This window comes from Enterococcus sp. LJL51, from assembly GCF_054871795.1.
In genome coordinates this window covers 26,842-49,092 of sequence record NZ_JBTXLW010000023.1, presented here as the reverse complement: position 1 = coordinate 49,092, position 22,251 = coordinate 26,842, and the positions used below count along the sequence as shown (strand labels likewise).

Annotated in this window: 23 protein-coding genes; 2 read left to right on the top strand and 21 right to left on the bottom strand. The window is 40.8% G+C overall.

Annotated features, from left to right (window positions below; genetic code table 11):
- Positions 1-126: 126 nt before the first annotated feature.
- The 7 genes from ACYSNQ_RS16420 to ACYSNQ_RS16390 form a co-directional block, all read right to left on the bottom strand.
- A complete protein-coding gene (locus ACYSNQ_RS16420; protein ID WP_426084671.1) occupies positions 127-546 on the bottom strand; it encodes a hypothetical protein in 420 nt (139 codons plus the stop codon).
- Positions 540-1,208, bottom strand: a complete 669-nt coding sequence (locus ACYSNQ_RS16415; protein ID WP_426084670.1) for a DUF5081 family protein — start codon at positions 1,206-1,208, stop codon at positions 540-542. Before ACYSNQ_RS16415 ends, ACYSNQ_RS16420 begins: the two co-directional genes overlap by 7 nt.
- Positions 1,209-1,220: 12 nt before the next feature.
- A complete protein-coding gene (locus ACYSNQ_RS16410; protein WP_426084669.1) occupies positions 1,221-1,511 on the bottom strand; it encodes a hypothetical protein in 291 nt (96 codons plus the stop codon).
- A gap of 19 nt (positions 1,512-1,530) precedes the next feature.
- The gene (locus ACYSNQ_RS16405) at positions 1,531-1,977 is read right to left on the bottom strand and encodes a hypothetical protein (protein ID WP_426084668.1); all 447 of its coding nucleotides are present in this window, start codon (positions 1,975-1,977) and stop codon (positions 1,531-1,533) included.
- Between the two features lie 486 nt (positions 1,978-2,463).
- The gene (locus ACYSNQ_RS16400; protein ID WP_426084667.1) at positions 2,464-2,736 is read right to left on the bottom strand and encodes a YiaA/YiaB family inner membrane protein; all 273 of its coding nucleotides are present in this window, start codon (positions 2,734-2,736) and stop codon (positions 2,464-2,466) included.
- A gap of 62 nt (positions 2,737-2,798) precedes the next feature.
- Positions 2,799-3,890: a YncE family protein gene (locus ACYSNQ_RS16395; protein ID WP_426084666.1), complete on the bottom strand. Its 1,092-nt coding sequence runs from the start codon at positions 3,888-3,890 to the stop codon at positions 2,799-2,801.
- 20 nt (positions 3,891-3,910) lie between these two features.
- Positions 3,911-5,155, bottom strand: a complete 1,245-nt coding sequence (locus tag ACYSNQ_RS16390; RefSeq protein ID WP_426084665.1) for a hypothetical protein — start codon at positions 5,153-5,155, stop codon at positions 3,911-3,913.
- A 283-nt stretch (positions 5,156-5,438) separates the two neighbouring features.
- On the opposite strand from ACYSNQ_RS16390, the gene ACYSNQ_RS16385 reads away from it, so the two are divergent.
- On the top strand, positions 5,439-5,606 hold the full coding sequence (locus ACYSNQ_RS16385; RefSeq protein ID WP_426084664.1) for a DUF3042 family protein: 168 nt from the start codon (positions 5,439-5,441) through the stop codon (positions 5,604-5,606).
- Between the two features lie 200 nt (positions 5,607-5,806).
- Here the strand turns inward: ACYSNQ_RS16385 and ACYSNQ_RS16380 are convergent, their stop codons facing one another.
- From ACYSNQ_RS16380 to ACYSNQ_RS16345, 8 genes are all read right to left on the bottom strand, one after another.
- Positions 5,807-7,645 (bottom strand): FAD/NAD(P)-binding protein, encoded by a 1,839-nt coding sequence (locus tag ACYSNQ_RS16380; protein ID WP_426084663.1) that lies wholly within the window; start codon positions 7,643-7,645, stop codon positions 5,807-5,809.
- Positions 7,646-7,800: 155 nt separating this feature from the next.
- On the bottom strand, positions 7,801-8,151 hold the full coding sequence (locus ACYSNQ_RS16375; RefSeq protein WP_426084662.1) for a DUF488 domain-containing protein: 351 nt from the start codon (positions 8,149-8,151) through the stop codon (positions 7,801-7,803).
- A 527-nt stretch (positions 8,152-8,678) separates the two neighbouring features.
- The gene (locus ACYSNQ_RS16370; RefSeq protein ID WP_426084661.1) at positions 8,679-9,080 is read right to left on the bottom strand and encodes a rhodanese-like domain-containing protein; all 402 of its coding nucleotides are present in this window, start codon (positions 9,078-9,080) and stop codon (positions 8,679-8,681) included.
- Between the two features lie 14 nt (positions 9,081-9,094).
- A complete protein-coding gene (locus tag ACYSNQ_RS16365; protein WP_426084660.1) occupies positions 9,095-10,063 on the bottom strand; it encodes an ROK family glucokinase in 969 nt (322 codons plus the stop codon).
- A 1-nt stretch (position 10,064) separates the two neighbouring features.
- Positions 10,065-10,283, bottom strand: a complete 219-nt coding sequence (locus tag ACYSNQ_RS16360) for a YqgQ family protein (protein WP_426084659.1) — start codon at positions 10,281-10,283, stop codon at positions 10,065-10,067.
- 29 nt (positions 10,284-10,312) lie between these two features.
- On the bottom strand, positions 10,313-11,011 hold the full coding sequence (locus ACYSNQ_RS16355) for a rhomboid family intramembrane serine protease (protein ID WP_426084658.1): 699 nt from the start codon (positions 11,009-11,011) through the stop codon (positions 10,313-10,315).
- Between the two features lie 10 nt (positions 11,012-11,021).
- Positions 11,022-11,558: a 5-formyltetrahydrofolate cyclo-ligase gene (locus ACYSNQ_RS16350; protein ID WP_426084657.1), complete on the bottom strand. Its 537-nt coding sequence runs from the start codon at positions 11,556-11,558 to the stop codon at positions 11,022-11,024.
- Positions 11,559-11,721: 163 nt separating this feature from the next.
- A complete protein-coding gene (locus tag ACYSNQ_RS16345) occupies positions 11,722-12,648 on the bottom strand; it encodes an alpha/beta fold hydrolase (RefSeq protein WP_426084656.1) in 927 nt (308 codons plus the stop codon).
- 252 nt (positions 12,649-12,900) lie between these two features.
- Between ACYSNQ_RS16345 and ACYSNQ_RS16340 the strand changes: the two genes are divergently transcribed.
- Positions 12,901-13,758 (top strand): DUF4304 domain-containing protein, encoded by an 858-nt coding sequence (locus tag ACYSNQ_RS16340; RefSeq protein WP_426084655.1) that lies wholly within the window; start codon positions 12,901-12,903, stop codon positions 13,756-13,758.
- Positions 13,759-14,004: 246 nt separating this feature from the next.
- Here the strand turns inward: ACYSNQ_RS16340 and ACYSNQ_RS16335 are convergent, their stop codons facing one another.
- From ACYSNQ_RS16335 to glpK, 6 genes are all read right to left on the bottom strand, one after another.
- Entirely contained in the window at positions 14,005-14,472 is a 468-nt protein-coding gene (locus ACYSNQ_RS16335) for a VOC family protein (RefSeq protein ID WP_426084654.1), read from the bottom strand.
- Positions 14,473-14,507: 35 nt separating this feature from the next.
- Positions 14,508-15,377 carry an AraC family transcriptional regulator gene (locus ACYSNQ_RS16330; RefSeq protein ID WP_426084653.1) on the bottom strand — a complete coding sequence of 290 codons (870 nt, stop codon included), beginning with the start codon at positions 15,375-15,377 and terminating at the stop codon, positions 14,508-14,510.
- A 238-nt stretch (positions 15,378-15,615) separates the two neighbouring features.
- Positions 15,616-17,346: a Na/Pi cotransporter family protein gene (locus ACYSNQ_RS16325; protein WP_426084652.1), complete on the bottom strand. Its 1,731-nt coding sequence runs from the start codon at positions 17,344-17,346 to the stop codon at positions 15,616-15,618.
- A gap of 577 nt (positions 17,347-17,923) precedes the next feature.
- Positions 17,924-18,640, bottom strand: a complete 717-nt coding sequence (locus ACYSNQ_RS16320) for an MIP/aquaporin family protein (protein ID WP_426084651.1) — start codon at positions 18,638-18,640, stop codon at positions 17,924-17,926.
- A gap of 2 nt (positions 18,641-18,642) precedes the next feature.
- The gene (glpO, locus tag ACYSNQ_RS16315; RefSeq protein WP_426084650.1) at positions 18,643-20,478 is read right to left on the bottom strand and encodes a type 1 glycerol-3-phosphate oxidase; all 1,836 of its coding nucleotides are present in this window, start codon (positions 20,476-20,478) and stop codon (positions 18,643-18,645) included.
- A gap of 6 nt (positions 20,479-20,484) precedes the next feature.
- A complete protein-coding gene (glpK, locus tag ACYSNQ_RS16310; protein ID WP_426084649.1) occupies positions 20,485-22,005 on the bottom strand; it encodes a glycerol kinase GlpK in 1,521 nt (506 codons plus the stop codon).
- Positions 22,006-22,251: the final 246 nt, after the last annotated feature.

The window sequence follows — 22,251 nt, the reverse complement described above, 5'->3', positions numbered from 1 at the left end:
TTCACTGAGACGGTCGGCTTCCTTCAGCATAGAAAAGAGATCCATGCTTTCGATAAAGCCCACACCCTCGCTCAACGCCTGCCAATCTGCTGCATTATACTTTATATCCAACCTTTTCCTCCTTTTTTAGCCAAAAGGGCGCAGGATATCATTCTGCTGCTTTTGAATTCCTGCCAAACCTTCCGGTGCTGATTTTTTCTGATTAAAATTTGGATGTAAGCGTTCATTTCTTTCACGTTCAAAGCCTGCCATTGCTTCCTGACTTTTCTTCTTCAGCAGCTGGTCTGCAGCTACTGAAGTCTCAGAAACGAAGGTGACATACTCCGCTAAACGCTGGTAATGCGTTGCTAGCTCTTCTACACGAACCGAAGAATAGGCTTGAAACAGCTCAACCATCATCTGACCGTCACCGCCTTCATAATAAGCGCTATTATTCAAAGAAGACAGCTTTCCCGCTGCCTCATTCAATTGCTGCGTAATTTGCTGCAGCTGTGTTACAAGTCCGGAAAGCTCCTCCGGATTAACGGATACGGATGCACTTACCAATTAGACAACCCCCTTTTTCTTGTCTCATCTTCCAGTTCGTAGGTAATCCCTAAGCGGTCAACCAGCCATTTAGTCAACCAGTACTGACTTATTCGTTTTAATTTGCCCTCCTGTAAGCGATAAAGCAATCCGTCAGAAATGAACAGGACAAACTCTACCTTCTTTATTTCTGTTTCCGTCCGTTCAATAGAACCAATCGGCAGAAGATGAGAAATATCTTCCTGCTCCAGCTCAGTCAAATCAATGCGGGCCCTTCTGCTGCGGAAGCCTGCTTCTTCTTCTAAGGGCTCCCGAGCAAAAATTGTAAAATGAACATACAGGTAGCTCAACAGCTCCTCTGGTCTGAACAGCTGGAACAGATAGCCTGTCTCTGTTTTTTCCAGTAGAATGCACTCTTCCAGTAGTGCGATAAAATAACGATTTCCGATAGAAATATATTGTTCAGCATCACCATATTTTTCCACTAACAATGCGAGAAAGAAACCTTCGTCCGTTAACTGTTCTTCTTCATCCAGCAGCTGATGCCTCCTTAACTCCTTTAACCCCTGCTGATGGAATTGTTTTTGATTCATTCGGTAAAAAGTCAGGTCAGGAAAGCCAAACAGCTCATCATGACCCACCGTATCTGTCAGTATGAGCAACGCTTCTTTCGTCAACAGCATTCTTTTCCCTCCTCATATTCCTCTGATTTCTGCCATATCGCCGCTGTCAAAAACCTTACAATCTTCATCCAGCTTTTTTAAGGCACTGTGAAAATCCTGAATCATCTCAGCTACTTCTTCATGATTCTGAGACAAAATATCCAAATACATGGCATACGTATTTTTCGCTTCTCCCTGCCAGCTTGTTGTGCTGCCTGCCAGTGATTTAGCTGCGCTCAACGCATGCTTAATATCAGCCTTTGCCGACTCCGCCAGCGCCGTTGCCTGTACTAATTCACCTTCTTTAATGATTAATTTTTCCATTGCTTTCCTCCTCTACTATTTACCATTTTGGATTTATAATCTGATTATTTCTATTAAAGAAATCCTGTGTATCAGCTTTACGGTCAGAGGGTGTTGGATTCAGCAGCCTTTGCCGTTCCGCTTCAAAATGCGCATGTTCTCTCGCTTTTTCTGCTTGATACAAGGTGTTATAGTGCTCATATTTTTGTTGAGCAACGGTCGTGCCGTTCTTAATACTGCTGTTTCTTCTACTCAATGCATTCAGCAAGATTTGCAGCTCTGAAAATAATTCTTCTGCCTTGTTAATTGTCGCTTCATTCGGTGTCCCGCTGCCTTCTGAAACACCAGAAAGACTGTTTTTTGCCTGATTTAAACAATCATTTATCTGTGTTTGCTTCTCTGTATGCTGCTGTTGGAACAAGTCCAGCTCAGTTTTCAGCAGCTGATAGTCGTCTCTCTTCTTTTTATACTCTGCGGTGAGAAACATTGAATCACTCCTTTTTATTTTTCTCCTTTGTCTGTCTAAATGCTTACAATAGTAGTCATTAACCTTTCAATAAAGTACCAACACTACTATCTTTTATTAGAACACAGAGCGGAATCTTACTCTTTGACTTGCTTCAATGCATTTAGATATATAATTATAACAAATAAAATATCAAACAATGTATCAATATTTTAAATTATTATCAAAGAAAATGAGACTTTATTTTTTATCCCTTGTAAAAAAAACAAAAAATGAGATTTTTTGAAAAAAATTCTGAAACACCCATCTGACTGGCATTTCAGAATTTTAAATTTATACAAAACAAAAAAGACGGGTAGAAGCAGCCGCCACATCCAAGCTGCAGCAAACGCCGCAGACCAAAACAAATCAGAATCATCCCTTATAGCCTTGTTACACTAAAAGTATTCCTATTTGTTTTGTTAAAGATGTGATGCTTCTTTCCCCGTCTCTCAGATTATCTGTGATTTAGATAGAACCATCTTCATTTTTGATAGAATCATCCATTGCACGGAACATTTGCTTGTACCGCTCCTCATCTTCCTGATTATCTCTGATGACCTTAGCCAGAGTAAAGGAAGAAGAAATCAATCCCACTGATCCCATCAAGTAGTAGCCTTTTACCATCAAAGGCTCTTTCAATGTGTATAATCCAATCAACATTAATGCCACAAAAAAGGCAAATGACCCCCAGCTCATAAATGAAAAGGCTGGTGTGTTTCGATACGCTTTCTTTTTCATTGTTCTCTCCTTTTAAATAATGTTACCAAATTAGTATAACATTGCTAACAAAAGAAGAACAGTTATTTTTTTATTAGTTCGGACAATTCGAGCTTCAGTACACGATCGACTTTATTTCTTGTAAATTTCCTAAAAAAACTGCTTGAAGATTCGTAAACCGTATAAAGATATTTTCCATCGCTGGCAATCTGCTCCATCCGCTCCGGCATATCAATACTCGGTGCTGTTTCTTGATCAATAAATACCTCTCCTTCAACATAATCCTCTAAAATAATCAGCTTTGACGGGTTTCTGCCGCCATTAGATTGAGACAATAGCAAATAATCCTTGTAGAAAGCAGCTCCTTGGATTCGCTGATCAATCAGGGCTGATTGAATAGGAGAAATCTTAGTTTTATGCTTCACATGAATCTGTCCTTGACTGCCTGTTTTAAAGGCACCTCGATTATCCAGTGCGTACTTCTCAATAACCCCATCTCTATTCTCATCAAAATAGCCAACATACAGGTGCTGCTGATGCCAGGTCACAAAAGAGGCCCGCTTGATTTCCGGTAAAAGAACAGACTGATCATAGGCTATTGGCTGGCTGCTTTTGGAAAAGTCATATGCTTCCAGATTTCTTAACTGAACAGCCGCTAATTGTGCCTGATTATCTTTTCGAGCGCAAATCCAGAGATTTTGAAACTCCGAGTCATAGGATATTCCACCCACATGAGGCTTGCCCTGAAGCACAATCGTTTTAAGGTAGCTTCCACTGGATTTATCTAATACATACAATACAGAATTATGCTTTTTATCATGACAATACGCACTAACAATTAGATAATTTTCCGTAACCGCAACACCTTGCTGATCCATCTCATTACAAACAGAAGCAGTCTGATTTTGATTACTGCTTAGGGTCTTTGTAGTTAATAAACCCGGAATAATGAATAGCTGTTGTGCCTTCGGTTCTTCTAACGCTTGGTAAAGCTTCGGGAAGTTCTGCAGGATGGCTAACTGCTCCTCTGTTGAATAAAGAGCAGCGGACGTGTTGGTTTCTGTTCCATTTGATTCCCGAATAAGCGGCTGAAAAAGCAAGTATCCCCATAGACAACTAACATAGGCCAATCCCGCAAGCAGAATCGGGTAGCCATATGATTTTCCAATCTTCATTTTTTACCTGCTTTCTGTCTTTAATCTTCCAGCGTATGCAAAAATTGAATGAGTGAAGCAACTTCATGATTCTTTTCAAATGGCGACAGACAGTCCACCGCCTGTTGCAGCTGTTCTGCTATTTCTCCAGATTTCATCTTACCTGAGCGAAAAACAACCTTTCCCGACAATAGCGGAACAAGATTTTCACCAACGGCTAAATAGTCATCGATAACGGGCACCTGGGTCCGATTAATAAAGAACAAATTGAAGGTGTAGCTGTTTTCTCTCTTTCGACCAACTATCACAGGCTTACTTCCTGCTCCTTTTTTGAAATTTTTCCATTGAGAAGTTAGAAACAAGATACTCTCAATTAGTTCATTCTTATCAGGCCCCTGCAGCTGAACAGCAGGAAAAAGCCCCGGAACTACACCTATATTAAGCAATGGGTACTCCTTTCGTTCAATAAACGCTTCTGCCTCGACAGCCAGACTAGGCAAAGAAGCAGCTCCGCCCTGATAATAGCCATGGGATTCCCTAGTTTCCCCGTCAAATGAAATAAAGTAATGAGGAAATATGTCTAAGATGTCTAGCATACGCTGAACTGCTGCTGTCCCCCAAACCAAAGGTTTATGCTCCTCTGAGGAGATATAAAACTGTTCTGGAAATTGTGCAGCAGGACTATAATGGAAGCCCCAGCTTTCTCCTTGAAGGTTCATCCGAATCAAACGGCTGGCTGCTGTTTCTACTGAGCTTTCTCCATTGAATCCTTCGTTTTCAAAGCAGTGATAACAGCTGGGATTCGGCTGTTTTTTATGAAACAGACTGAAAAATCCGCTCATTCGCTCCTCTGCTGTTTCGGTTAATTCACTGCATTCTGCTCCTAAAAAATTCTGAGGAGCTGCTGACCGTTCTAGTGGAGCGACATAGCCCGTTTGACAACACAGGTTATAAAAATATTCTGTTGCATCAGCTGGCTTTTTCGCATAATATTGAGCGAAAAGTGCATTAACAACAGAGGGAGGCGGTGTCAGCAGCTCTTGAAATTTTTTCTGCAGCTGATTTTTTTCCCAGTCTGTATCCGCTATTTTTTTATTTTTTACTGCAATCAAAAGGAATAACTGAATAGGTGTTTCAGCCGCCTCAGAAAAAACTGTTTTTTCGTCTGAATATCCACCGACCCATTCAAGGATTCGATTTGTTAAGTATAAACGGTCCAGCTCCATCCATCCGCCCAGCTGAATTGCTGAATCATTGAATTGTTTGATTGCTTGTTCTAGCTTCATTATTTTCTTTCCCTTCCCATTCCATCATTCATAAGGAATTATCTCATTTTTCCTGATTAATTTCATTCCTCAAGCACATATTCACTAAAGAAATAGGAGCTGCCTGCACTAATGGAATAACCATATCAAAGAAGAACCAGCTGCCACCGTCATTGTGCTGTTGTATTTTTAATCAATTGATGGAGAAATATATATTCCGCTACTTTACATAACAGTTGGCTTTTTTGATCTTTTGCTTCATAATAGTAAGAGAAGAATCATTTATAACGAGGAGATGGAATTTATGAAAAAATTTGTTTCTGGTCTATTAGTTGGAACTGCAGTTACTTGTGCAGCAGTTGCTGGTCTTGCTCTAACAGTTAAAAAAACAGTGATTGATCCAATCGAAGAAAAAGAAAACATGATTGAAGAAAACCGCAAGAAAGCTATGCGTAAACGCGTTTCCCGCTAAAGAAATACATAAAAAAAGCCGAAGACTTCTCTTTCATCTAGAGAAATCTTTGGCTTTTTTTATTAAAGGGATTATAAACTTTTCCAGTCGTAAATAAAGGAATACCAAGCGGTTGTGAGGAAGACCTCTGGCTGATACCCAGCCTCACGAGCAAGCGCTCAAACAATCTGCGCTGTTCAGCTGTTCTAATTTCTAATTCCTCATGCTAAATATTCTTTCAAGATGCGTGCGGCAATACAATCTGCTTCTCGCAGATTCCATGGGTCCGTTCCCGGTCTGGAGGTAGCGGCTGTTAGCCAATGAATCCCTTCTGTAGGAATTCCATAACAGAATAAACCTGGAACAACCTTTCCTTCTCCATCAATCAGCTGATTAGAAACCGCTTCTACATCAATTGCTCCTGTATAGTGAGCTTCTCCATCGATGGTTAATCGATGACGTCTGCCAACCTTTTCTTTAAGCAGCTGCTGCATCAGCGGACTAACACTTCTTTTCACATCAATAGAAGGAATTCTCGCTTCCATCAAAAAGAATGCATCGTATTTTTTTTCAGGATCATTTGCTGAATAACCAATAAATCGTCCGTCCTTCATGTCTATCTTCATTTCCGGCGCCAGAATTGTTACTACACCAGCCTTCAACAAAGCCGAAAGCTCCTCCATTCGTTCTAAAGGAGGACCAATAGACAAAAAGGAATCTAAGGAAATGAATTTTTCCAAAAACTGCTCTTTGTACTCTTTTTCTGTGAACAGCTGATGATCCAGCATAAAACGGACCTGATCCCGCATATCCTTCAAACTGTCGAACGCACTGCTTAGAGGACCATCGATATTCCCTTTTCGGGCCTCTCCGGCATCATGAAGAACGTAGTTTAAAACGGCTTCTGAAAAATTCTTGTAAGAAGACAAGCCCTGATCTGGGTGCTCAATTTTAGACCAGTCCCAATAATCCTCTTCTGAAATTGCATATTTACTGATGACTGTGCTGTCTCCTTTTTTTCGGATGTACTCCTCTGCAAACCGCTTTTGATTGATTTCAGGATACTTCTCCTTGATTAAGGCTGAATAGTAAACAAATTCTACTTCTTTTTTTAACAAATAAAAAAATTCTTCCGCTGGAAAGCTGCCTTTTCGTTTCCATTTATTCAAATTCTTCTGTTTGAGAAAGCGTGGCTGATACTGTTCCCCATAGGATTTTTGATTGACACCACGGGCATGATAAGGAAAGCCTCTGCCGGAACCAGCCACAATCAGGGGCTCATTCCCGGAGGGCAGGTAATCCAGCTGGCCATTTTTCCGCCGGAAAGTACCACCGCGATTGACAGTCAGCATGGTCATATAATCAAAAAAGGATAGACCTAAACCTTTTAACAGCACTGTCTGTCTGGGTTTAACAGCATCAAAGAAGTTATCTGCAGCATTCTTCGGTTGTGAATAAAATAGACGATGTTCTGCTGCATAGGCAGCTAGCTCCTTCTCAGCGGCTGTCCCTTCAACCTCTTGATGACCAAGAGCCAAGACCACTTTATCTGCTGTAATCTCTACTGATTGTGTGTATACAAGAAATCCTTCTTCCGCTTTTCGAACTGCACGAACGGTATCATTAAAGAAGGTGACAGAGGTTTGCTCCGTCATTCTCGTTCGAATATATTTGTAGAACCAACGCTGATACACGCCATAAAAAGCTCTGGAGCAATGATCATTCGGCCCTAGATTTCGAGCTTCATTGATAAAGGCTAACGCACCGCTAAGCTCCTCCTGAATAAATTCTTCGGCGTAATCCCGCGCCCACTCATAAAGATTAGGACCTTTCGCTACTGGTCCATCTGTACCAAGGGTTTCATCTGTAAATAAAGTGACCTGACAAGCCACTGTATTCATTTTTAGAGACAGCGGCTGATCCTGCCGCCAGATTTTCCCTCCGGGTCCATAAGGATCAAACATCGTGATTTTTAAGTTTTTGACATCTCTCGAACGCTCAACAATTCGTTCCAAAGCAGACAAGCCTCTAGGACCGCCGCCGACTATCACAAGCTTCATCTCATTCCTCCTTTCTTCTCATTACGCTTATATAAATAGGATAAACTTTTCATTAATGCTAAACAAAAATCGGATAAATTTCTTACAATTAGCAGCCTGCTTCCACATAGCCTAGGCGCGAAATATAGGAGTTGCTCCCGAATCTTTCTGGAAAATTAACTCACTAGGTTTTCGATAACTTCTTTTAAAACCACAGCATTATTCATTTTTTTATTTTTCGCTCCATAAATAAGAGTAACCTTTTCTTTTTTTGTCAGCTCCAACAGCTGTTCAACTACTACCGGGTTTTCTTTAAGTTCTACTTTGTATTTCTCTTTAAATTCGCTAAATTTCTCAGGATCGTGATTAAACCATTGCCTTAATTCCTTACTGGGAGCTGCTGCTTTCAGCCAATAGTCAATCTGCGCCTTTTCTTTGGACACCCCTCTGGGCCACAGACGGTCAACTAAAACACGACAGCCATCTTCTGCTTCCGGTTTTTCATACGCTCTTTTCAGATAAATCATAACGATCCCCCTCTTCCATTGTATCTTAAAATAATAAAAAGAAAACTATTTCTATTTGGAAATTTTTCTTTCGAGTATCGCTGCAGGTAAAAGAAGTCTGCAACCCCTTTAGTAAAAAACAGAGAAAGCAGCCTTCCTTGCTTTTTTAGGTTCTATAGCTAACTGACAATTTCTCTTTGTCTAAAAACTGCTAGTAAAATAGTGGGCGTAGCTTCGATAAGTAGTCCTTGAAAAAATTAGCTCGCTCCGTTCTAATCAAATGATGCACAAGCAGGGATCACATGGAAATAGAGCCATTTATTTGAATCATTGAATAGAGACTTTCCACCTATAGACAGGCTATCAGGTGACTAGACCTAACTCTGCGATTACTCCAGATAAAGCAAAGCTTAGCAGCTCAGCTAATTGACAGAGTTTCCTTTCAAATAAAAAACCTGAAACAAAACCAGAAGTTTCCTGCTTTTTGTTCCAAGTTTTACAATTATTTCAGTTTTTTGTTCTATCAACAAGATTTGATATAGAGCCTTTTATATAGTATTTTTCTTTTTAATTTTACCTGTCCAATTGTCGTACCCTTCTTTTAGCACATACAATTCTTGATAACCGGCTTTCTTTAGCTTGCGTGCAACACGCAGGCTAGTTGAACGCCGCTGGTCATAAAGATAGACTGGCTGATCTTTACGAATCGACTGCATACCGGTTTTTAATTGAGAAGACGGTACATTGCGGGCACCTAAAATATGCCCAGCATCAAAGGAATCTTTTTCTCTCACATCGATTACCTGTGCTTTTCTCATTCCTTCTTTAAATTCATCATCTGTCAGCAGTTTAGCTGTTGTCTTTCCTAAAATAAATGTGTACAGCACATTTCCAACCATCATCAAAAGAATTGCACCTAAAATAATATTCAAAACCATTAACACAGACATCTAAAAACCCTCTCTTACTCTTCGTTAAATTTTAATGCCAGAGAAGCAGCACCTACTACACCGGCTTCATTTCCTAATATAGCTAATTTTATTTTTGTACTTTCCCGAACCTGCGGGAAGGTAAATTCATTGAAATAGTTCTCAACACGGCTTCTTAAAAATTCGCCTGCTGCTGAAACGCCGCCACCGATGACGATTGACGAAGGATTCAGAATATTTCCAATGTTCCCTAAAGCCAATCCAAGATAGAAGCATACCTTATCAACAACCATCAAAGCAAATGCATCGCCCTTTTCAGCGTATTCAAACACATCTTTACTGCTAACAGCCTGACCATCATCAATCATCTGTTTCAGTTCAGAATCTCCAGCATATTCTTCTGATAGTTTTCTTGCCAATCTAACAACACCTGTCGCACTGGCTACCGTTTCCAGACAGCCCCGCTTACCGCAGGTACATTGAAAACCTTCAGGATCAACAGTTGCATGCCCGATTTCTCCTGCACAGCCAGCTGTTCCGTGCAGCAGCTGACCTTCTGCAATAATACCGCCGCCGACACCTGTACCCAAAGTAATGAAAGCCACATTTGCATCATTTTCACCAGCGCCTTTCCAGCGTTCCCCCAGCGCAGCCACATTTGCATCATTATCTACAGTATAAGGAATTCCTGTGCCGGCTTCAATCAGCTCTTTCACTGGCTGAACTGTTATCCAGTTTAGATTGTAGGCGCCGACTACGGTACCAGCTTCGATGTCTACGCTGCCTGGAGTTCCCATACCGATGCCGACAAAATCAGATTTGTCCATTCCATAAAGAGAAATACGATGGTTGATCGACGCAATGATATCAGGTACGATATGAGTTCCGTCATCTAGAATGTTTGTTTCAATGCTCCATTTTTGCTGAATTTCTCCATCCAGCGTTAAAATCGCGAACTTGATTGTGGTACCGCCTAAGTCAATTCCTATAATCTTCTTATCCATTTCATTCGATCCCTTTCCCTTGTGTTCTATTTTCTTCAATTCTGTGCTCACGGTTCAGAATTCGCCGGGCATGAAGGTAGGTCTCTTTATCAACCAACTGACTATCATAAAGATTCTTCAGCTCAATCATCATCAACTCAATATCATAGATTCTGGCGCCTACATAGATGTATATCCCAAATCTTTTGAACAGCTGCTGAACATCATATAGCGTTTCCAAGTCAAAGCACTTCCTTATCATTATACAGTTTAATAAGCATTTTTAAAACCTAAGAAAAAGCAAATTACTAGAATAAAAACAAAAATCATTCCACTGATAATACGCTCATGAATATTGAAGGACTCCGAGCGCTTAGGTACTGCTAAAAATGTCGCTGTTAAAAGTCCGCCAAGTAAACCGCCAATATGTCCAGCGATGTCTACAGACGGGCTGAACAGGTTAAAAAATAAGTTGATGGCAATAAAAATACCATATTGCCTCGACATAAAAGTAATCGCAGGATCATTCCTGAAATGTCTGCCTAAAATCAGAAAGGCGCCAAACAAGCCAAACAACGAAGTGCTGGCACCAGCTGAAACCGCACCTTGACTAAAAGCAAAACTCAGTAAATTACCGGCTATCCCGCTTAAAAGGTAAATTGCCAGATAACGCCAATGTCCGTAAATATTTTCGACCTGCCGTCCTACATAATAAAGTGTAACCATGTTTATAGCAAAATGCATCCAGCCTATATGTAAAAACATCGGAGTGAAAAAACGCCAGAATTCATGATTCTGGACAACCGATTGCTTCTGCATCGCTCCCCAGCGCAGCAGTACTTCATTCACTTCTGATCCGCCTGTGAGCTCCATCCCCAAAAAGAACACAGTTGTAACTACTAATAATCCATATGTGATAAATGGCTGGTTAAATATTCGCTTTCTTTTTATCTTTGTTTGATAATCCATCAAATCCTCCTTATCGAATAAACAGTTTGTCTACTCTCTGGTCAAATTCTTCAATCTGCCAGCTTTCCTGAATTTGTTCGCTAAATACCAAACTACAGCTTTTCCCTTGAAAATCCTTTAACACACGGTCGTAATAACCTCCCCCAAAGCCTACCCGATACCCGTTAATTTTAAAAATTAAGCCTGGAACAATCAGCAAGTCAATCTCTGACAGCTTAATTTCTTTTTCTATCGCCGGCTCTTCTACACCAAAAGCTGATTCAACAAAAACTGATTCAGCAGTAATTTGATGAAAAACCAAGCCGTTTTTAGTTGTTTTTGGTACAACTATCTGCTTACCTTCAGCCCAGCCCTGCGTCATTACAGGTGCGGTGTCCAGTTCAAACGGCAGCGACTTAACAACTCCTACAACAGCAGCCTGTTTCCAAACTATATCGTAAAATAATTCTTGATATAGTTCAGCTTCTTTATTTTTCTTGATTTCTTCATGTCGGAACAGCCAATTCAAATTCGCGGCGCCAATTTCCCTAATTGCTTTCTTTTTCATTTTTTCCTATTCTCCCGATAATTATTACTCCCGAATATTGCTGATACAATTCATCACTTCAGTGTCATCCCTGCTCTGAAATCCCAGTTTTCAGCTGATTCATCCAGTGTATTAAAAAATGGCGGAAATAGCAATTGAGTTCATTTCTAAATCCGCATACTTACTACCCGTTTTTCTTTAACTGCCGAGCCAGCCAGCTGCTGATGGCCCCATAAACCTGCTCTTTCTCGTCCTCAAAAAGAATCTCGTGGCGCAGCTCAGTAAATAAGGCCAAAGAAACATCCTTTATACCGGACGAACTCAGTGTTTTAGCTACCTTTCTCACACCTTTTCCATACCCGCCGACTGGATCCTCTTCACCGCTGATGACCAGAACTGACAAATTCTTAGGTAGACGTTCTGCCCAGCCGGAACGATTCGCCTTATGAATTAGCTGGAACAATGTATGAAATCCATTATTGGTAAATGTAAAGCCAGTCAAAGCATCTTCTTCATATTGCTGCACATTTAACTGATTTTTACTCAGCCAGTTAAAGCGGCTCTCTTCCGGAAAGTGTTTGCTAAAGGAGCCAAATGCTAACTCATCTAGCCATTGATTTACTTTTTTGGGCTGCAGCTTGTTTAAGCCTGTTGTAATGGATAAGGCTGCCGGAATTGCAGCAGAGCCGGTTCCGGTTCCCATTAAGACAACGCCTGAAACTGATTCATGATGACTTTGCAGATAGTTCCGCAAGGCAAACGACCCCATGCTGTGTCCCAGCATAAAATATGGAAGCTCTGGGTATCTGCCCAGTGTCCATTGCCTTACTTGATCAATATCTTCAATTAGAATCTGTTCTGTTCGACCTTTGCCGAAATAGCCGTGCTGAGGCTCTTTACTATCTACCGATTTTCCATGCCCTAAATGGTCATGCCCCACAACTAGATAACCTAAACGAGTCAGATACTCTGCAAATTCAGTATACCGCTCAATATACTCAGCCATTCCGTGAATTAGCTGAACAATACCTATCGGCTGCTGCTTAGGCTTCCAGCACACAAGATGCAGCTCTGTTTCTTTATCTGAGGATAAATAAAAAATAGCTTCCATAGTTATCTCCTGTTCTATCAATATAGTCCATTATATCGAATTATCCCCTAATGAAATAGTATAACTGTTCTCTTCTTTCATAAGTTTTCTTTAAGAAGGCTTTTAACCGTGAAAGTTGTATTGAGCTTCCACATAATGACAAATCAGTTGAATATACTCTTGTTTTCTCCAGCCTACGATTTGCTTGAAACATATATGCTATACTACTGTTATATTCTCTTTGGTTTTATGTGGTTGAAGAAAGGGTATAAAATGATGAAAGAAGAAAAAGTAAACTATTATTTGGAACTCATATCAATGCCTGAATACCTGCCTTACGATACGAGTGGTATTATGAACGAATTGGCTATCTCAGATGATGATGTTGCAGCGTACCAGCACCAAAAAGCGCGGGAAATAAGTTTAACTCCTGTCGAAAAACGCAATATTATTGTAAAACAAGTAATAAAGCCTTTACTTAAAAAAAATGGGTTTTCCACAACCGGATTAACATGGTATCGGGAAATTGGAGACTCGTATTTAATTATTCACATGATGAACTCTCAGTTTAACAGTAACAGCACTGGGGCAAGTTTTCGCTTTCATATAAGCGCTTCAAAAAAAGACGAAATAAAAGAACAGCTTTCAAAACAATGGATTTACAATCAAGCATGCGAATTAAACCAATTTGATTTTTTACCTTATTGCGGTATGCTTTCTCCCTATTATTCTGGTGGTATGTATAAAATTGACGGGTATAAAAACTTTCTTCCATCCAATAGACCAATCGAGCAGATTTGTAGACAGATAGGAGCCGATTTTGAAACCTGGATTTTGCCAGAGCTATGCAGGATAAAATCTTATGAGAATTTTTCGGAGCTGCGCTCTCAAAAGTTGAAGCAGCACGAGAGTAAGGAAGTAAAATTATTGCGCTACTATTACGCAGCACAAAGCACTGCTGCAAATCCAAACGAAGCCTCTTACAAAATACTCGTAGCTATGAAAAAAGAACTCGGGCTAAGTGAAGAGGCTATCAGAGCTCATATTGATTGGCTTGATATATGTAGGGAAAATTCAAGCTTTACAAAGGTTGATGCCAAAGAATGGGCACTACGTACTTCACTAGACTAAAATGCTGCCGTATTATTTGATTTTCATTCATTTTATCAACAGTCAATAATCGGTGATTTTAAAGATAAACACGCGTTGACGAATAAGAATCTAGGCAAGATTAGCGCAAACTGATAAAAAAAAGAACGAAATTTGTCAATCATCCCTATGCGTTAGTTTCCTAAATCATAAGTGAAGACCCACCATTTCGTTCTTTTTTATCTGCTGTGATTATCAGCAAAAAAGATGACAACATCGCTTTTGCATTTAGCTTTTCAGCATCCGTTCAATTATGCCTTTTTTCATAAAGGTCTTTTCAACCAAGTCCTCTACAGAATACCCTTCTTTATGCAGTCTTTTCATCATCAGCTTTAGTTCTTCGCCAACCTCAATAATGTGTTTATCCGGATCATATAGGCGCACAACTCTCTGCCCCCAAGGCATAACCAGCGCTTCTTCTATTGTCGGAATGTCCGCTTTTTTTATTTTAGTAATAAATCCATCGAAATCTTCTTCCTCAAAATACATTTCCACATCGTTTCCCTGATAACGGAAAAAATCCTGCGAACATTTCGTAAACATCATCCATGAATTTTCCGTCTGAACGGATAACCCGCCTGTAAATGTTGCATTCTCACCTAAATCAGAAATAACCCGCAAACCAAGAAGCTCTGTATAAAATTTCTTCGTGCGTTCTATATCCTTAACTACTAGCATCGGTCCTTTAAACTTCATTTTGCTTCCCTTCCTTCAATTATTGTTCTCTTAAGTCATTCGTTTCCTCTCACTACTGGAATCCAAACTTCAAAGGCGGCTTCTTCCGGATTCGGCTCTATATACAATTCAATATCCGGACCATCAGCATATTCATATCCTGAACTAGGCAGCCAGTCGGTCACAATTCTTTTTTCCAACTCTTGTATCGCTTGAGGCATTGGTCCCCGACCAGAGAAAATAGCCCATGTAAATCCCTCAACTGTATAACTGCTTAAACCTTCCGGGACTGTTTGATCACTGGCTACTCCAATGTAATATTCGGAAACAGCTGTTTCATCCCCAAAGCCTGTACTTATCCCCATGATGCCCTGTACGCCTTGAGGATTACTATCCATTAACGGAAATAGCTTCTGTAAGGTGCCGTCTGTTGTTACTTTTGTCCAAAATTCAGGGACTTCGTTAAAATTTTCTTCGATTTCTTTTGACAGAGTCCGCCTTGCTCCCACAATACGAAAGGCCTCTTTTTTTTCAATCCGGTATTCCATCTCCACAGCTCCTTTAATTGAAATCTGGAATTTAATCCGCGGATAGGATTTTAATGGTACGCCCTCTTTTTGCGCCTGTGAAGGTGTCAACCCGTGAAGCTTCTTAAAAGCTCTGGCAAAAGAGTTTGATGATTCATAACCATACTTGACTGCCGCGTCAATCACCTTTGCCCCTTCTTGCAGATCCACACCCGCAAGAGACAGCCGCCGTCTGCGGATATACTCCGTCAATGGTACACCTACCATGTAGGAAAAAATTCGCTGATAATGATATTCCGAGCAGCAGGCAATTGCTGCCAGCTCTTTATAGTCGATAATGCCAGTCAGATTTTTTTCTATATAAACCAGCGAGCTTTCTAATCGTTCCATCCATTCCATTACGTTCAACTCCATTTATTTAAGTTTAGGTTATCCTCTTTCACTTTACCTCACTTTGCCTGCCCGAAAAAGCACTTCTTTCAACCCACATCTAATAAAAAAATACTAAGACGAGTAGTAAGATATTCTATCGAATTACCTTCTCTACAAGTCTTAGTATAGTTATTTGTACTAAAGCCGAATAGTCCCGTTACTAAAACAGCTCTCTCAACTGCTTCTTATTATTCACAATACAACACTAATCAACCAGCTTGATAACTGGATTGATGGATTGCTCTACAGAGATTGTTTCTGTCCCATAGCGCTCGCCCAGTACATACTTAGCCATGTGAATCGTACGGTCGCTCATTCGTTCCAGATTTGAAGCTGAGTCGATAAACAGAATGCCGTCTGCCGCCCGGCCTTTTCCGCTGTTCATGATTGAAATATATTTTTTCCGCAGGAGTTTAACCATCTCGTCAATCTGCTCTTCTCGTTCAATCATGTGCTCAGCCATTGTTTTATCGTCATTTTCAAACGCCGTTAATGAGTCTTTGATGTTTTTCAATACTTTATTGAACAAATCAATTAAGTCTTCATCATAAAGAATCAATGTATCCCGACTGGAAAGCTTGCCGGCTTTTTTGTCTTTTGCCTTCTGTTTCTTTTCCAGCTTAATCGCTTCATCGATATTCTGAGTAATATTGCGGCAATGATCCCCTATCCGCTCCAAATCCTTAGTTAACTCCAGCATCATTGTCTGCTCATGACTCTCAGCGATAGTCAGCTCTGCAGAAGAAAGCTGCACCAAATATTCCGTCAAACGATTGTCCATATCATTAATAGCCGTTTCATATTGATTGGCATTTTCGCGGTCCACATTATCCTGTTTTTCATAAAAAGCCTTCGTTGCTTCAAATGCTCCCACAACGTATTCACCCATCTGGAGCAGTTCAATTTTTGCTTGATTCAAGGCAAGGGTAGGCGAGCTTTGAATAATCGTTTCGTTTAGATTAGAAGGCTTGAAGTCAATTCCTTCTTTATCACTTCCTGGAATAATCTTGCGTACCAGCAGTTCAATTTTACTGATAAACCAGAATTGAATCAGCAGATTAGAGACATTAAATATCCCATGTGCTACGGCAATCTGCATTGCCGGATTCAATCCAAACATGCTTGATATGCTGACAACGACCGCTGTAAATGGTGAAAGTAAGATAGTAAATATGATTGCTCCCACAAGATTAAAGACAACGTGAGAGGCAGCTGTACGCTTAGCCGCCACGCTTGCTCCTAACGCAGCAATAACAGCTGTTATTGTTGTGCCGATATTATCCCCAAATAAGATTGGCAGAGCCGCACCAATTTCTAAACTTCCTTGTGTATACAATTGTTGCAAAATACCGATTGTAGCACTGGAACTCTGCAGAACCATCGTCAGCAAGGTACCAATCCCTACACCTAAAATCGGATAGTCAGAAACCTCGACCATCAGCTTTGAAAACTGCGGCAGCTCCTGTAAAGGCGCCATACCGCTGCCCATTAGCTTTAATCCATAAAACAAACAGCCGAAGCCAAACAGAATCTGACCGATATTGTTGATTTTCTCCCGTTTGAAAAAGAAAAGCATAATCGAACCTATACCCATAATCGGCAGCGAGTAGGCACTTAAATTAAAGCCAATAATAAATGCGGTTACAGTTGTTCCCACATTCGCTCCCATAATTACTCCGATTGCCTGACGCAGCGACATAAAACCCACACTCACCAGTCCAACTGTTAAAACTGTTGTACCGGAACTAGACTGAATAATTCCCGTCACAACTATTCCTGCCAGAACAGCTCTTAAAGGTGTTGAGGTAAATGTATTTAAAATATCTCTTAGAGAATCTCCAGCAGTTTTCTGCAGACCATCTCCCATATACTTCATCCCGAATAGAAAAATTCCTAACCCTCCGAGAAAAAGAAATGCCATCTCTTGATAGGACACCCATTGTTCCCCCTTCAACAAAAAAATAAACTCAAGTTAAGAGTACAAAAAAAAATGCCCGATGTAAACACAATATTTACTTTTCATCCAAAAGAAATATAGAACCATAATAATCATTTTTATCCCTTAAAAACAGCTTAAAGAGCGTTGCACTATTTTTAACGGCTGAAAATACAGATGAGCTACAATATTTACTAACAATTATTTCCTTAAACCTTTTTCCATACTTAGTATCTTGACTGGTATTCTTCTTTGGTCAAGGGGAGATACAGCGGAGCTGCTTATTCCCTTCAACTCACAGTTTTGCACTAATCCTCAAGCAGCTGTACACTATTTCTCAAAGCAAGTAGGAAGCAAAAATAAAGTCCCCGCTAAAGTTAGGAGAAAATTAACTTTAGCGGACACTTCAAAAAGTCGAAATTCGAGAAATAAGACGAACTATCTCAAAAATGTGAAAAGCTCCAGGTAGGTATCAATCAACAGCTACTTGGTTCCCTCGTAGTGTTTCTTGACAATCTTGGTTCTCGGAGCTAAACACTTTTGTCACAACCTCCTATAGGAGACACTCTTTATTTTGTTAAACGATCATCAGCCAAATTCCTCCGGCGATTACTGCGCCAATAACAGGTCCAATAATCGGTACCCAAGAATAACTCCAGTCTGAGCTTCCTTTTGTTGAGATTGGCAAGAGCTGATGCGCCAGCCGTGGACCAAAATCCCGTGCTGGATTGATTGCATAGCCTGTTGGCCCGCCAAGAGATAAGCCGATAGACAGGATTAGAATCCCCACAACCATTGGATTAACTCCTGCAGCAAAATCATTTTGTGAAAATGCCAGTAAACCAAGGACAAGAACAAATGTGCCGATGATTTCAGTAATCATGTTTGCTGGATAGTTTCGGATTGCCGGACCAGTTGCGAATGTACCCAGAACTGCGCCCTGATCTTCGGTTTCTTTCCAGTGGGGCAGATACGCCAGCCAAACAAGAACAGCTCCAGTAAACGCTCCAGTTAGCTGAGCTAGAATAAACGGAATCACCATGCCCCACTCAAAGCTGCCAGTCATCGCCATAGCAATCGTTACAGCTGGATTTAAATGAGCTGGTCCCATAAAGCCGGCAATATAAGCACCCATTGTAACTGCAGCTCCCCAGCCCATTGCAATAACAATCCAGCCGGATGCCTCCGCTTTACTTTTCTTTAGGTTAACTGCGGCACAAACACCATCGCCTAAAAGAATCAAAATCAGTGTGCCTAAAAACTCGCTGAAAAGCTGCGCTGTAGATGTATCCATGGTCAGTTCATCCTCTCTTTCAGTTCAACCAAATCAGATTCCTTGATAACCTGCTCCAGACTTTCTACGTAAGCCTGTTTGACCTCAGAAGTCCAGTCATAATAGCTTGCCATCGCTTCGATGACTCCTTGCTTCACTTCATCAAGAGTATCTCTCATAAATAACAAATGATTCGTTCTACGTACCAGATAATCTTCTGGTGTCAGACTCATCTCTTCCTCCATTGCATAATGAAGCCCTAACGTTTCAGCTAAGCTTAAGCCTTTAGCTGGTTTTATTTCATCAATTTTGGCGAACAGCCAGTCAGCATTAGATCCGTATAAATGAACCAGATAATTTGCTTCATTGTTGCTCAGTCCTTTTTTCCGTCCCTGCTCTGCAAGAAGTTCTAATTCCTCGTCTACCTGTTCAGGGTTAATATTCCCTCCCGATACAGGGTAGTTTTTAGAATCAATCAATGTGACTACCTGATTAAACTCCTCTTTGAGTATTCGCTGAATTTCTTTCATTGCGCCCTCTGCCATTTTACGATAATCAGTAATTTTGCCGCCGGACAATGTCAGCAGACCATCTTCTGACCGCTCTAATAGACTTCCTCTTGAAACCGCTGACGGATTACTTTCGCTTTCAGAGAGAGAATCCTCCAAGTGATTTAATACTTTTTCAACATCAAAACGACTAGCCTGTTTTTTCTGATAGCTTGACACAACATCGACAACCTGATTAAAACTAGCGTCGGTAATTTTGCCGTTTTTACCACCATTATAATCGGAACCGCCGTTTGTCGAAATCAATGGACGAATCCCTGCCCAGCTTGACTCTATATCGTTAACTGTTAAAGCAGCTTCGGGGTAGCGATTATTGACAACCTCTAACAGATATTCGACATCCTCCTGCGTAACAACTGGATGTTTATAATCTCCTGTATAATCTGTATCCGTTGTACCAAAATATGTTTTCTTTTCTCTTGGCACAACAAAAACCATCCGTCCGTCATGCTTTCCTGTATCAAAATAGGTTGGCTGCGGTACCTGTAACCGACTGCTGTCTACGACCAGATGAACACCTTTTGTCGGACGCATCTGAGGTGTAATATTTGCGTCGCTGTCTAGGCCTCGAACCTTATCTGACCAGGGTCCAGTAGTATTAATCACTACTTTAGCTTTGATTTCAAAAATATCCTCCGTCAATAAATCTTTAGCCGCTACGCCGATAATCTTGCCGGAATCATCCAATAAAAATCCTGTTGCTTTAACTCGGCTTACCATATATCCGCCATCAGCTGCCGCCCGTTTGATATTCTCAATCACAAGACGTGCATCGTTGTTTCTGAAATCCAGATATACACCGCCCCCCAACAACCCTTCTTTCTTCAGCTGAGGTTCACGCTCTAAAACCTCTTCTTTTGTCAAAGTATAGTTTTCAAATTTGGTTCCAGTAACATTAGCCAAACGGTCGTATAAATCCATCGCAACCTTTACAGAAAACATGGTGAAGGTCGCACTCGGCTCATCATATACTGGCAGCAGCATGGGATCCGGCTTTGGAATATGAGGAGCAATATGCTGAACAACTGCACGCTCCTGAACTGTATCTGCTACTACCTCCACATCAAAATTCTTTAAATAACGAATACCGCCATGAACCAGCTTAGTCGATCTGGAGGAAGTTCCTTCTGCAAAATCCTGCATTTCAATAAGTCCGGTCTTCAAACCTGCTCCGCTGGCTTGAAGCGCTACTCCTGCTCCAGTGATGCCTCCGCCAATAATCAGTAAATCAAGTGTTTCAGTTTTCATTTTTTTAATGTATTCATCTCGTGAAGCTGCCGAAAATGCCATCTCTCATCACTCTTTTCCATATTTTGGTTTATGCTTGAACATTTTGGTTGCTGCAACGGCTTGCTGCCAGCCTTCATATAAGTCTTCCCGTTCATCCTCTGACATTTTAACTTCGAATACCTCTCCTTCTTCATGAAAGGCTTTCAGTTCTTCTAAATCCTTCCAGAAGCCCACCGCTAATCCGGCTAAGAAAGCTGCGCCTAATGCTGTCGTTTCTAAATTTTGTGCTCTTTGAACAGAGGTATTTAAAATATCAGCCTGAAACTGCATCAGTAAATCATTATTTGCTGCGCCGCCGTCTACTTTTAATACTGGGATATCGATACCCGTATCATTTTTCATCGTGTCAATAATATCTCTAACTTGATAAGCAACTGCCTGCAACGTCGCTTTGACAAAGTCTTCTCTCGTTGTTCCTCTGGTTAAGCCAAACACTGCACCTCTTGCATCAGAATCCCAATACGGTGCACCCAGTCCAGTAAATGCCGGAACCACATACACTTCATTATTGCTCACAGAAGCATTGGCTACTGCCTCTGACTCAGCAGCTGTCTGAATCATTTTCAATCCGTCTCTTAGCCACTGTACCGCTGAACCAGCAACAAAGATGCTGCCCTCTAACGCATAGTACACTTTGCCGTTAATGCCGTAGCCAATCGTAGTCAGAAGATTGTTATCTGACAGCTGCGGCTTCTCTCCTGTATTCATCACAATAAAGGATCCTGTACCGTAGGTATTTTTTACCATTCCAGCTTCAAAAGCCATTTGTCCAAACAAAGCGGCTTGCTGATCGCCTGCCATGCCGGCAATTGGAATTTCACTTCCATAAAAATGATAGGTTTTTGTCAGCCCATAAATTTCAGAATTTGAAGTTGCTTTCGGCAGCATTGCTTTAGGAATATTCAGCAGGTCTAATATGTCCTGATCCCAGTCTAGCTCATGAATATTGAAAAGCATGGTCCGACTGGCATTGGAATAGTCAGTCACATGGGTTTCCCCGCCGGTTAGCTTCCAAACCAGCCAAGTATCAATCGTTCCAAACAACAGCTCGCCTTTTTCCGCACGCTCCTGTGCCCCGTCAACATGATCTAATATCCAGCGGACCTTTGTTGCAGAAAAGTATGCATCAATAATCAGTCCGGTTTTTTCATGAATCATCTCTCCGTGTCCGTCTTCCTTCAGCTGATTGGCAATTGGCGAAGATTGGCGTGATTGCCAAACAATCGCATTGTAGATGGGCAGCCCCGTTTCTTTATCCCAGACTACGGTTGTTTCCCGCTGATTTGTAATACCAATTCCCACAATGTCTGTCGGTCTTACACCAGATTCAATTAATGCTCCTGCAATAACAGACTGAACGGAATTCCAAATTTCATTAGCATTATGCTCTACCCAGCCGGCTTTAGGAAAGTGCTGTGTAAATTCTTTTTGAGAGCTTCCTACTTTATTGCCTGCCTTATCAAAAATAATTGCCCGTGAACTTGTGGTTCCTTGATCGATTGCCATGATGTACTTTTTCTCTGTCATGTTTACTTCCTCCTGTTTTTTTAGAAACCGTTTTCTTGCCTATATAATAAAAGAATTTGCGGTTCTAAAAATGTCATATTTTTTTTAAATTTTAAAATAAGTGACTGTTTTTGCTTTCTGCTAATATAAAAAATGAGCCTCTGTTGGACTCTTGTTTCCTAAAGTGCTGCTTCTACTCCTGTACTTCTCTATGTGTTAAAGGAGCTTCTGTCGACTGTGTCGTTCTACTAAAAAGAAGGAAAGTCC

Bases quoted from the DNA above. Each gene is read 5' to 3' on its own strand.
- glpK (WP_426084649.1), bottom strand. From the start codon at position 22,005: ATGACAGAGAAAAAGTACATCATGGCAATCGATCAAGGAACCACAAGT.
- ACYSNQ_RS16355 (WP_426084658.1), bottom strand. From the start codon at position 11,011: ATGGATTATCAAACAAAGATAAAAAGAAAGCGAATATTTAACCAGCCA.
- ACYSNQ_RS16345 (WP_426084656.1), bottom strand. From the start codon at position 12,648: ATGGAAGCTATTTTTTATTTATCCTCAGATAAAGAAACAGAGCTGCAT.
- ACYSNQ_RS16390 (WP_426084665.1), bottom strand. From the start codon at position 5,155: ATGAAGCTAGAACAAGCAATCAAACAATTCAATGATTCAGCAATTCAG.
- ACYSNQ_RS16415 (WP_426084670.1), bottom strand. From the start codon at position 1,208: ATGCTGTTGACGAAAGAAGCGTTGCTCATACTGACAGATACGGTGGGT.
- ACYSNQ_RS16395 (WP_426084666.1), bottom strand. From the start codon at position 3,890: ATGAAGATTGGAAAATCATATGGCTACCCGATTCTGCTTGCGGGATTG.
- ACYSNQ_RS16340 (WP_426084655.1), top strand. From the start codon at position 12,901: ATGATGAAAGAAGAAAAAGTAAACTATTATTTGGAACTCATATCAATG.
- ACYSNQ_RS16335 (WP_426084654.1), bottom strand. From the start codon at position 14,472: ATGAAGTTTAAAGGACCGATGCTAGTAGTTAAGGATATAGAACGCACG.
- ACYSNQ_RS16380 (WP_426084663.1), bottom strand. From the start codon at position 7,645: ATGAAGCTTGTGATAGTCGGCGGCGGTCCTAGAGGCTTGTCTGCTTTG.
- ACYSNQ_RS16405 (WP_426084668.1), bottom strand. From the start codon at position 1,977: ATGTTTCTCACCGCAGAGTATAAAAAGAAGAGAGACGACTATCAGCTG.
- ACYSNQ_RS16385 (WP_426084664.1), top strand. From the start codon at position 5,439: ATGAAAAAATTTGTTTCTGGTCTATTAGTTGGAACTGCAGTTACTTGT.
- ACYSNQ_RS16365 (WP_426084660.1), bottom strand. From the start codon at position 10,063: ATGGATAAGAAGATTATAGGAATTGACTTAGGCGGTACCACAATCAAG.
- ACYSNQ_RS16400 (WP_426084667.1), bottom strand. From the start codon at position 2,736: ATGAAAAAGAAAGCGTATCGAAACACACCAGCCTTTTCATTTATGAGC.
- ACYSNQ_RS16375 (WP_426084662.1), bottom strand. From the start codon at position 8,151: ATGATTTATCTGAAAAGAGCGTATGAAAAACCGGAAGCAGAAGATGGC.
- glpO (WP_426084650.1), bottom strand. From the start codon at position 20,478: ATGGCATTTTCGGCAGCTTCACGAGATGAATACATTAAAAAAATGAAA.
- ACYSNQ_RS16330 (WP_426084653.1), bottom strand. From the start codon at position 15,377: ATGGAATGGATGGAACGATTAGAAAGCTCGCTGGTTTATATAGAAAAA.
- ACYSNQ_RS16410 (WP_426084669.1), bottom strand. From the start codon at position 1,511: ATGGAAAAATTAATCATTAAAGAAGGTGAATTAGTACAGGCAACGGCG.
- ACYSNQ_RS16320 (WP_426084651.1), bottom strand. From the start codon at position 18,640: ATGGATACATCTACAGCGCAGCTTTTCAGCGAGTTTTTAGGCACACTG.
- ACYSNQ_RS16350 (WP_426084657.1), bottom strand. From the start codon at position 11,558: ATGAAAAAGAAAGCAATTAGGGAAATTGGCGCCGCGAATTTGAATTGG.
- ACYSNQ_RS16370 (WP_426084661.1), bottom strand. From the start codon at position 9,080: ATGTCTGTGTTAATGGTTTTGAATATTATTTTAGGTGCAATTCTTTTG.